Origin of the sequence: Niveispirillum lacus (genome assembly GCF_002251795.1) — a bacterium.
Taxonomy (GTDB): Bacteria; Pseudomonadota; Alphaproteobacteria; order Azospirillales; family Azospirillaceae; genus Niveispirillum; species Niveispirillum lacus.
In genome coordinates this window covers 50,671-60,687 of record NZ_NOXU01000016.1, presented here as the reverse complement: position 1 = coordinate 60,687, position 10,017 = coordinate 50,671, and the positions used below count along the sequence as shown (strand labels likewise).

General features: G+C 59.9%; 6 protein-coding genes, 1 tRNA gene and 2 rRNA genes. 2 read left to right on the top strand and 7 right to left on the bottom strand.

All coding sequences use genetic code 11. The features are described from left to right. From CHU95_RS01955 to CHU95_RS01930, 6 genes are all read right to left on the bottom strand, one after another. Positions 1 to 867 (bottom strand): 23S ribosomal RNA (locus CHU95_RS01955); the annotation flags it as partial. A gap of 303 nt (positions 868 to 1,170) precedes the next feature. Continuing rightward, a tRNA-Ala gene (locus tag CHU95_RS01950) sits at positions 1,171 to 1,246 on the bottom strand. 159 nt (positions 1,247 to 1,405) lie between these two features. Then, a 16S ribosomal RNA gene (locus CHU95_RS01945) occupies positions 1,406 to 2,886 on the bottom strand. A gap of 780 nt (positions 2,887 to 3,666) precedes the next feature. Continuing rightward, on the bottom strand, positions 3,667 to 4,092 hold the full coding sequence (locus CHU95_RS01940) for a DUF1489 family protein (RefSeq protein ID WP_094453195.1): 426 nt from the start codon (positions 4,090 to 4,092) through the stop codon (positions 3,667 to 3,669). A 105-nt stretch (positions 4,093 to 4,197) separates the two neighbouring features. After that, on the bottom strand, positions 4,198 to 4,539 hold the full coding sequence (locus CHU95_RS01935; protein WP_094453193.1) for an acyl carrier protein: 342 nt from the start codon (positions 4,537 to 4,539) through the stop codon (positions 4,198 to 4,200). A gap of 135 nt (positions 4,540 to 4,674) precedes the next feature. Beyond that, on the bottom strand, positions 4,675 to 6,408 hold the full coding sequence (locus tag CHU95_RS01930; RefSeq protein WP_133065380.1) for a monovalent cation:proton antiporter-2 (CPA2) family protein: 1,734 nt from the start codon (positions 6,406 to 6,408) through the stop codon (positions 4,675 to 4,677). A 111-nt stretch (positions 6,409 to 6,519) separates the two neighbouring features. Between CHU95_RS01930 and CHU95_RS01925 the strand changes: the two genes are divergently transcribed. Then, entirely contained in the window at positions 6,520 to 6,723 is a 204-nt protein-coding gene (locus CHU95_RS01925) for a hypothetical protein (protein WP_133065379.1), read from the top strand. Between the two features lie 3 nt (positions 6,724 to 6,726). On the opposite strand, the gene CHU95_RS01920 is transcribed toward CHU95_RS01925, so the two are convergent. After that, positions 6,727 to 7,872: a helix-turn-helix domain-containing protein gene (locus CHU95_RS01920; RefSeq protein WP_094453187.1), complete on the bottom strand. Its 1,146-nt coding sequence runs from the start codon at positions 7,870 to 7,872 to the stop codon at positions 6,727 to 6,729. 169 nt (positions 7,873 to 8,041) lie between these two features. On the opposite strand from CHU95_RS01920, the gene CHU95_RS01915 reads away from it, so the two are divergent. Next, complete coding sequence (locus CHU95_RS01915) at positions 8,042 to 10,009, top strand: SGNH/GDSL hydrolase family protein (protein ID WP_094453185.1); 1,968 nt, start codon at positions 8,042 to 8,044, stop codon at positions 10,007 to 10,009. Positions 10,010 to 10,017 lie beyond the last annotated feature (8 nt).

Genomic DNA, 10,017 nt, shown 5'->3' with positions numbered 1-10,017 from the left:
CCCCCCTAGCCCATCCAGTGCTCTACCCCCGGCGGTAACCATCCGACGCGCTACCTAAATAGCTTTCGCGGAGAACCAGCTATTTCCTGATTTGATTGGCCTTTCACCCCTAGCCACAGCTCATCTCCGACTTTTTCAACAGGCGTGAGTTCGGTCCTCCAGTGCATGTTACTGCACCTTCAACCTGGCCATGGCTAGATCATCAGGTTTCGGGTCTACAACCGGCAACTAAAGCGCCCTATTCAGACTCGCTTTCGCTACGCCTCCAGCTATCGCCTTAAGCTCGCTGCCGACTGTAAGTCGCTGACCCATTATACAAAAGGTACGCCGTCACCCCGCAAGGAGGCTCCGACTGTTTGTAGGCATCCGGTTTCAGGTGCTCTTTCACTCCCCTCGTCGGGGTGCTTTTCACCTTTCCCTCACGGTACTGGTTCACTATCGGTCACTGAGGAGTACTTAGGCTTGGAGGGTGGTCCCCCCATGTTCAGACAGGATTTCACGTGTCCCGCCCTACTCAAGGATTGATCTCGGTTTACCCGTACGGGGCTGTCACCCGCTTTGGCCCGACTTTCCAGACGGTTCCGGTTATGTAAGATCAACCACTGGCCTGGTCCGCGTTCGCTCGCCACTACTAGCGGAGTCTCGGTTGATGTCCTTTCCTCCGGGTACTTAGATGTTTCAGTTCCCCGGGTTCGCCTCCCAAACCTATGTATTCAGTCTGGGATCACCTTACGGTGGGGTTTCCCCATTCGGAAATCCACGGATCAAAGCCTGCTCGCGGCTCCCCATGGCTTATCGCAGCGTGCCACGTCCTTCATCGCCTCTCAGTGCCAAGGCATCCACCAGATGCCCTTAAGACGCTTGATCCATTCATCACGCTCACGCGCAGGGACAAACCCACACAGCGCAAACACAACAAACAGCACTATCCGCTCTCCAGTTGTCGAAATCCGTTACCAGATCACGACAGAACCTGACCTTCTCGGCTAAGAGGCCAGCTTCCCTGCAAAGCGGAACCCATTCGGTCACACTTCACAAAACCATTTTTCACGATGTCCAAGAACCGGCAGCCCTTGCTGCCTACAGTCACCCTTTCAGGCAACCGATCTGTTGCTCCCCATGGATCTCCTAACCACCCTAACATTCCAAGCTCAACGCATCAGCGGAACCTGGTGGAGGCGGACGGGATCGAACCGACGACCTCATGCTTGCAAAGCACGCGCTCTCCCAACTGAGCTACGCCCCCAGTTAGCGGTGATCCAAATGACAAAACCCAGCGCTTACAGCTAAGCGCCAGGCCTATCATCTGTTGATCCATGAGAAGGGATGCGGAGACGGCGGACCCATCGCCCAAGCGATGACCGAGATAATCCCGGCTGCGTCCGACAGGAAGGTTCTTCCTTAGAAAGGAGGTGATCCAGCCGCAGGTTCCCCTACGGCTACCTTGTTACGACTTCACCCCAGTCGCTGACCGTACCGTGGTCGGCTGCCTCCTTGCGGTTAGCGCACCGGCTTCAGGTAAAGCCAACTCCCATGGTGTGACGGGCGGTGTGTACAAGGCCCGGGAACGTATTCACCGCGGCGTGCTGATCCGCGATTACTAGCGATTCCAACTTCATGCACCCGAGTTGCAGAGTGCAATCCGAACTGAGATGGCTTTTGGAGATTCGCTTCCACTCGCGTGGTCGCTGCCCACTGTCACCACCATTGTAGCACGTGTGTAGCCCAACCCGTAAGGGCCATGAGGACTTGACGTCATCCCCGCCTTCCTCCGGCTTGTCACCGGCAGTTCTGCTAGAGTGCCCAACTCAATGCTGGCAACTAACAGTGGGGGTTGCGCTCGTTGCGGGACTTAACCCAACATCTCACGACACGAGCTGACGACAGCCATGCAGCACCTGTGTCCCTGTCCCCGAAAGGAAAAGTGCATCTCTGCACCGGTCAAGGCATGTCAAGGGTTGGTAAGGTTCTGCGCGTTGCTTCGAATTAAACCACATGCTCCACCGCTTGTGCGGGCCCCCGTCAATTCCTTTGAGTTTCAACCTTGCGGCCGTACTCCCCAGGCGGTCGGCTTAATGCGTTAGCTGCGACACTGAAGCTCTAAGAGCACCAACGTCTAGCCGACATCGTTTACGGCGTGGACTACCAGGGTATCTAATCCTGTTTGCTCCCCACGCTTTCGCGCCTCAGCGTCAGTTACCGTCCAGTAGGCCGCCTTCGCCACTGGTGTTCTTCCCAATATCTACGAATTTCACCTCTACACTGGGAATTCCACCTACCTCTCCGGTACTCTAGCCTTGCAGTATCAAGCGCAGTTCCCAGGTTAAGCCCGGGGCTTTCACGCCTGACTGACAAAGCCGCCTACGCGCCCTTTACGCCCAGTAATTCCGAACAACGCTAGCCCCCTTCGTATTACCGCGGCTGCTGGCACGAAGTTAGCCGGGGCTTCTTCTCACGCTACCGTCATCATCGTCGCGTGCGAAAGAGCTTTACAACCCGAAGGCCTTCATCACTCACGCGGCATGGCTGGATCAGGCTTCCGCCCATTGTCCAATATTCCCCACTGCTGCCTCCCGTAGGAGTCTGGGCCGTGTCTCAGTCCCAGTGTGGCTGATCATCCTCTCAGACCAGCTACTGATCGTCGCCTTGGTAGGCCTTTACCCCACCAACTAGCTAATCAGACGCGGGCTGCTCCTTTGGCGATAAATCTTTCCCCCGCAGGGCTCATCCGGTATTAGCGTCCGTTTCCAAACGTTATTCCGAACCAAAGGGTACATTCCCACGTGTTACTCACCCGTGCGCCACTCATCTTGCGATGCGTTCGACTTGCATGTGTTAGGCCTGCCGCCAGCGTTCGTTCTGAGCCAGGATCAAACTCTCAGGTTTTTCGCGGCTCGTTCAGCCAAAGCCAAACAAACCTCATTGACGGATACTTAACGTCAAAACACTTACCCAATCATCTGTCACCTAACCCATCCACCATCCAAAGATAGCGGATGGCGTTAAGAGCAACATATTCCGGATGCTCAAACGTCACGTATCCAAACGAACCAGACCCGCCAGCTCATCAAGATCCGCCGCCTGCGCATCCCTTCTCAACAGATTCACTTGTCAAAGAACCATCGGCCAGCGACCGAAAAACGCCTGTTGGCCAGTTTGCACCGGACCAACCAAACCCCACCAAGAGAAGGGAAGGCGCATGACGCAGTGGCCTTGACCACTGCCGCGATCTCTTTCATCTAGGCCTTCCGACTTTCGTCGTCAACCCCAAAATCGGAGATCAGTCAACCATCGCCGCCAGAGCGTGTCCGGCGCGTCGGTGGAGCGTTTTCTAAACGCCCTGCCGAACCGTGTCAATCACTTTTTTTGGTTTTTTTCGCTGCTATCAAGAGCCCCGAAAATCATCATCAAAAGCTACCGACGAAGTCGATGGTCGCACCGCAGTCATTAAGAACTGCTTAACAAGCACCAACAGCCAATGGCCAACTGTACGTTAACTTGTATCACCAGTCATACTGGCTCAAGAACCGTTGGATACTGGGAAAACCCACCATCCAGGCCTCATTTGTCCCAACACCCAAAGGCGCCGCTTCAAACGGGAGCCGGGGTATAGACCCGTCGACTTGGCGCTGCAACAACTATTTTCGCACCTACCGCATTTTCTGTTCACACCAACCCTAACGCCCGCAGTTCGGCCAGGAGGTGTTCGGGCAGAGGATCGCCCCCCTGCCCTTCTCCCAGATCCGCCGGCGCGTCTTCTGGCTTCAGATAGCGCCAGCCCTGGAAAGGGCGCTTGGGCATGGACACGGTTTCGATCAGTTCCGGGTCCATCAGCATGCGACAATAGTCGATGCCATCACCATCACGGACCATGTCAAAGCCGACAAAGCGCTGTCGGCACTGCACGAAGCCCTTGACCACCCAATAAATGCATCCACCATCTAGCAGTTCCGCTGCCCGGGTCGGCGCCCGCCTTGTGTGGGTGGGCACGACGGGGCGCCCTCGCCAAGTGATCTGGTGATCACGGCGCCAGTCGCGCATTGACTGAAGGCTTTCGGCCCCAACTGCCAAACGCAGGAGATGGATCGTCATATCGGCATACGCCCGGATGAGTAGTCGGGTTGGTCGTGTGATCAGCGTTTCAAATGAGGGCATTTGACGCGACGACACGCATGGACGCCTGATATGGACCGAGGTTCAGGCCCCGGCAAGCGGGTTTGAAGCACGACAGCGGCCTTCGAAATCCGCAGAAATGAATTCCGGCTTTTTGAACAGACCGCGCAGCCACGCCGCCAGCATGCACAGTTCTTCGAGCTTCAGCACTTCATCCAGCGTGCCGGAGGGAAAACGCACTTCGAAGCTTTCGGCAATGATCTCCAGCACCTCTTCCACCTGCTCGATGGCGAGGCCACAATCTGTTTCCAGCATGGCAGTGCGGGTCAGTATCTTCTCGTCCACACCATATTCATCGCGGATCAGCTTCACGATCCAGCGGAACATATGCATCCAGTTCGATACGCCTTCGATGGACCGGCTCACGATCCCGCTCCCGTCAGTATATGGCCGAACCCGGCTAGACCTTTCGGGTGCCGTGCGTCCGCGCGAACCATCGCACTATCTGACAAGAGCGTTAATCTTTTTTTGTGGCGCGGAAGGATAGGCCCAAAAACCTGTTCAGGTCTGGCCATCGCTGGCCCTGGTCATGCCATGGTCGGTTTCGCGATAGAGCGTCACCAACTCATCAACCGCAGCAGACGGCACGCCCAGTGATTCGAGCGCGCCCCGCGCCAGGACCAGACTGCTCTCGAAGGTTTCCGGCACAACCGCCTCCACGCCCAGGGCCAGTAGGGCCGCAGCATGCACGCGGTCACGGGCGCGGGCAAACAGGCGCAGGCTTGGCCAATGATCACGGAAAGCTGCAACGGTGCGGGCGGCGGCCTGGGGGTCATCCAGCGTGATGATGGCCGCCACGGCGTGTTCGGCGCCCAGCCGTTTCAAGGTTTCATGTCGGGCACTATCCCCATAAAGAACAGGCATACCTTTGATCGCATGCTGGCGAACCAGATCGGCATTCATGTCGATGCCGACAAAGGGAACCTGCTGGCGCGCCATCAGGGCGGCAACCGTCTGACCCACCCGGCCGAAGCCGCAGATGATGACATGGTTATGGGGTTCCGCCTCGTCACCTCCCCCCATAGCAGCCGGGGCCGAAGGCGGAACGAACCGGGCGACAAGCCGGTCAGCCAGAGCCGGCAGAAACGGCGTGACGGCGATAGAAAGACCCACCGTGGCCGCCAAGGTCTGCCCCCAGCCATTATCGATCAACCGGCCGGCAACAGCGGTTGTGATAATGACAAAGGCGAACTCGCCTGCCTCGCCCAGCAACAGGCCGGTCCGGATGGCGACATCCCGTGGTGCGCCAAAGGCCCGCGCCAGCAGACCCGCGGTCAGCGCCTTAACGGTGATCAGGCCTAGAACGCCCAGGAATATCCAATGCGCCCGATCGGCGATGGCGGCGACATCGATACCCAGGCCCACCGACAGGAAGAACAGACCCAGCAAGAGACCCTTGAAGGGTTGCATATCTGATTCGGCCTGATGCCGGAACTCTGTCCCCGCCAGCACCAGCCCGGCCAAAAAGGCACCCAATGCCGACGACAGGCCGCCCAAGCCCGTCGCCCAGCCGGTACCCAGCACGATGAGCAGGGCGGTGGCGGTGAACAGTTCGGTACTGCGGGTTGCTGCTACTGCCCTTAGCAACGGCCCCAGGGTGAAGCGACCGAGCAGGAGGATCAGGGCTACGGCCAGCGCTGCCTTACCCATCGCGATGGACAGCGCCAACGGCACTGACTGCGCAGGCGGCCCCGACAGAGTGGTGGCCAGCAGCAACAGCGGGACGACGGCGAGATCCTGTAACAGCAGTACGGCGAAAGTTACCCGACCGGTCGGCGACGCCACCTGCCCGCGCTCAATCAACAACTGCACAACCACCGCCGTGGAGGAGAGAGCAAGCCCACCGCCCAGCACGGCCGCAACCGGGAAATCAAGCCCCAACGCCATGCCAACAAAAGCCAGCAGTACCCCGGTCACCAGAAACTGCGCCAGCCCAAGCCCGAATACCCAACGACGTAAGGCACGCAGACGCTCGCCCGACAGTTCCAGACCGATCAGGAAAAGCAGGAAGACCACACCCAGCTCAGCCACCGCCCGGACATCTTCCTCCAGGCTCACCACACCGAAGCCCGAAGGACCGAGAATCAGCCCGCCCGCCAGATAACCCAAAACAGGGCTGATTCTGAAACGATGAAGGAGTAAAATGCAGGCGACGGCGACGGACAGGAACATCAGCGTCTCTTCCACGATGGAAAGGCCGTGAGCCGCATGCCCTGCGATAACCGTTCCTTCCAAGACCGTCCCTCCCCTGCAGGGTCAATACCGGAGACATGGGTAGCAGGGGATGGTTGATTTGCCGAGAGTGGAACCAGCGCAGCCCCGCTTTTCACAGAAATGGAGGCGATCATGCCGATGCCGAACAGCACCTCTCCCCGTCTGGCCGACAGCGAATGGCGTCAGGCGCGGATGAAGCCCGGTCCGATGCAACACCCCGCCGCCCGTCAATCCCATGCCAATGCCGCCGGGGACGCCGATCTGCGCATGCGAGAATGGAAGGCGGTGCGGCCGACCGACCATGTGCGCCGCATGGCCCAGGTCGGGCAGGCCTGACTGTCAAGCCCTGGCGCGAAAGGCGCTCGGGGTTTGTCCAGTCCGTTTCTTGAAGGCAGCATTGAAGGCCGATTTACTGTTGAAACCGGCCTCCAGCGCCAGATCGAGCACTGGCCGATCCTGCAAGGCGGGGTCGGCCAGCGCCTGCTTCACGGCGTCCACACGGAATCCGTTCACAAAGTCGAAGAAGTTTATCCCCCGCCCTTCGTTCAAGGCCTGGGACAGGTCGTTGACGCTGGCACCGACATGCCGGGCCAGATACGGCAGTGTCAGGCCGCTTTCTCGCCACAGCCCGTCCTGCTGCATGGCATAATCAGCCTTGGCCAGAAGGCGGGTAATATCCGTCTCCGTCAGAGCCGATTTGCGGTATTTGGCGACGGGCGCCGTCAGAAGAGCCATCACCCGCTCACCCACCTCCCGCGGCGGCACAAATGCATCGGCCCGACCCAGCGCCAGCAATGATAGCCCATAGGTAGCCAGCAGATACGCAATGCCCGCCGCCAGCTCCACCACCTGCTCCCCCCCGAACAGGGTAAGGATAAGTGACAGGGTCAGCACCGCCCACATCAACAGCAGACCCCGTGACAGCAAGGACAGCCAGGCCAGATGGACCGCACCGGCACCATTCGGCGCCGCCTTTACGGCGTCCACCCGCCTGATTGCGCCCCAAAGACAGGCCCCCAGAAATAGTATCAAGGACGGCAAAAGGACGAGCGCTCCGGCGCCCGCCAGCAGTACCAACCAAGCTGACGCCCCCCCGCCCGACAGGGCTGTCTCCAGGCTTGCCGGGGACAGGAACAGCCATGGAACCATCAACAGGGCCATCAACAGAACAGGCAACCACAGACGCACAGGTGCTTCGACACGGCCGCCCGGCAAGGCGGTGACGATATGGCAGAAAGCCAAAGGCCCCATCGGCGCAACCAGCCAGATATTGATGGCGATGAAGGCAGGGTGATCGCCCAGGGAAGACAAGCCCCCGGCGATATCCAGGATATTGTTCAGCGCAAACAGGCCGAGCAACGCCGCCAGCCAACGGTTCGACAAGGTGCGACGTTCGGGCCGGGCGAGAAGCAGCGGCACCATAAAAATGACCTGTGCCGCGATCAGCAGCGACAGGGCCGCATTGGCGATCTGGAACGGCTGCACTGCCCCCTCCCGTCTGGTCGTGCGGACGCTACCGCGAGCCTTGGGCGGTCGTCAAACCTCTGGAGAGAGGTCCTGGCCTACAGGATCGGACGACGGACGAGGCGCAAAAGGGCAGGTAACGGACCACCGGCGCAGTGGCCGGCCCCGACAATAGCCAACGACCGAGATCATGATCCGTGTGACAGCCACCCACCGTTTCGACCGCCCCACCCTGTCTGTTCGGGCCCTTCTGGCCTGCGGGACGGCGTTGATCACCCTGGCGCTGACCGCTGATGCCACCGAGCAGCACCCCAGCACCCTTCCCGCCGGCCGCGGCGCCTATGTGTTTGGCGACAGTTCGTCGGAGATGGGCAATCTCTACCTGACGCCGGGTCTGGTCGGCGCAGCGTTCCCCACCAGCTATATTGCCAATGGCTGGACGCGGGAAAGCAACGGGCCTATCTGGAACGAACTGCTGGCCCCCGGCATGCGGCCGGTGAATGCCGGCGGGCCCTATGGCAACCGCGTTAACTTTGCCCATTCCAATGCCACAACGGGGATGGGCAACATCACCGTCACCGACCTGAACGAATATGATTATGGTGTGCTACGGCAGTTGGGACGGTTCCAGGGATTGCTGGCCGCACGACAGATCTCCGTACAGCCGGGCGACCTGTTCTTCATCAATGCCGGCCCTAACGACCTGATGAACGCCCTGTTCGCGGAGGAGGGCGACCCAGCCGCCACCGTGGCGTCTCTGGTATCCAACCTGACGGGCACCTCCCGCAACTTGTTCCAGGCCGGTGCCAAGCATGTCTTCGTCTGGGACATCCCCCACATCGAACAAGCACCGCAGTTCAATTCAAGCACGATCCCCCCACAGGCCCAGGCCGGACTGGCGCAGATAAGGGGCGCAATGAAGGCCCTGTCGGACACAGCGCGGACCGCGCTGGACACCGGCTTGTCGCAAGTTGCCGTGCCCGCCGATGCCAGTCTGGTCACGGTTCGCCTATCGAAATTGCAAGAACATCTTTCGAGCAATGCCAAGCAACTGGGCTTCACCCGGCCGGCGACGGAGGGATGCATCGATATCTATGCCGAAACGGTCTGTTCCAGTGACCGGGCCGTGCAGAATCAGTTCCTGTTCATTGACAATCTGCACCTGACCGCTCCAGCCCAGGCCTATGAGGCTGCGTATTATGCGACCCTGGTGGATCAGGTCCTGGGTGGGGTCAATCGGCGCGCAGCGCGACTGTCGGATATCGGTATCGATGCCGGGCGATTGGCCGCCGACCTGGGGCAGGCGGGCATGGCCGGAGCGGATGGTAAGCGGCAGGGGTTTGGCCTGTTCGCTGATAGCGGTTGGCGCCGCCGCGATGCTGGAGGTGATGGCGCCTTGGCGCAGCAGACGGTGAAGGCCGCCATTGCCGGTATGTCCTATGCGGATCACGATGGCTGGCGCATTGCGTTGGGCGGCGGGCCGTTGGAAGGTACAGGCCGGTTCCAGGCAGGCGGCGGCTTTGATCTGACGGGTGCCATCGCCAGCGTGCAAGTGACCAACAATATTGGCCGTTTACAGCTGCGCTCCAGCCTGGGGCATGCATGGTTCGATCTGGACAGAATCACACGCCCTGGCGGCATTCCCACGCTGACCCCACGTGGCGACAGCCAGGGTGAGGCCAGCAGTTACGCCTTCACTGCCGCTTGGCACGTTGATATGGGCGATCTGTTCATTGAACCTGGCCTGGGATTCGGGCTGGATGAGGCTTCGGTCAAATCCTATGCCGAGCGGAACGGGGCCGGGTTGGAGATGAAGATTGACCGGATGAAGCGCAGTGACTGGACCGCGACAGCCAGTCTGAAAGCAGGTTTCAGGCCAGTGAACCTGTCACCGAATATCCGCCTGTCGGGTCAGGTGGAAGCCTCCTATACCCGTCATCTGGACCGGCCCGGCACCGCGACCCTGGCCGACCTGATCGACAACACAGCCCGGCCGGTGAGCCTGTTTGTCGGCGACGGTCCCCGCGACCGAGTGTCGGTAGCACCAACGCTCTCCCTGTCAGGGGGCGACAGCACTACCTTATCCGTAAGCTATGCCACCCAAATAAGGGGGGACAAAGGCGATGCCGTGCGCGCTGGCCTTGCCTGGCGATTCTGAGTAGAAAA

Coding starts and splice junctions, on each gene's coding strand:
- CHU95_RS01940 (WP_094453195.1), bottom strand. CDS start 4,092: ATGACGATCCATCTCCTGCGTTTGGCAGTTGGGGCCGAAAGCCTTCAG.
- CHU95_RS01925 (WP_133065379.1), top strand. CDS start 6,520: ATGCCGATGCCGAACAGCACCTCTCCCCGTCTGGCCGACAGCGAATGG.
- CHU95_RS01915 (WP_094453185.1), top strand. CDS start 8,042: ATGATCCGTGTGACAGCCACCCACCGTTTCGACCGCCCCACCCTGTCT.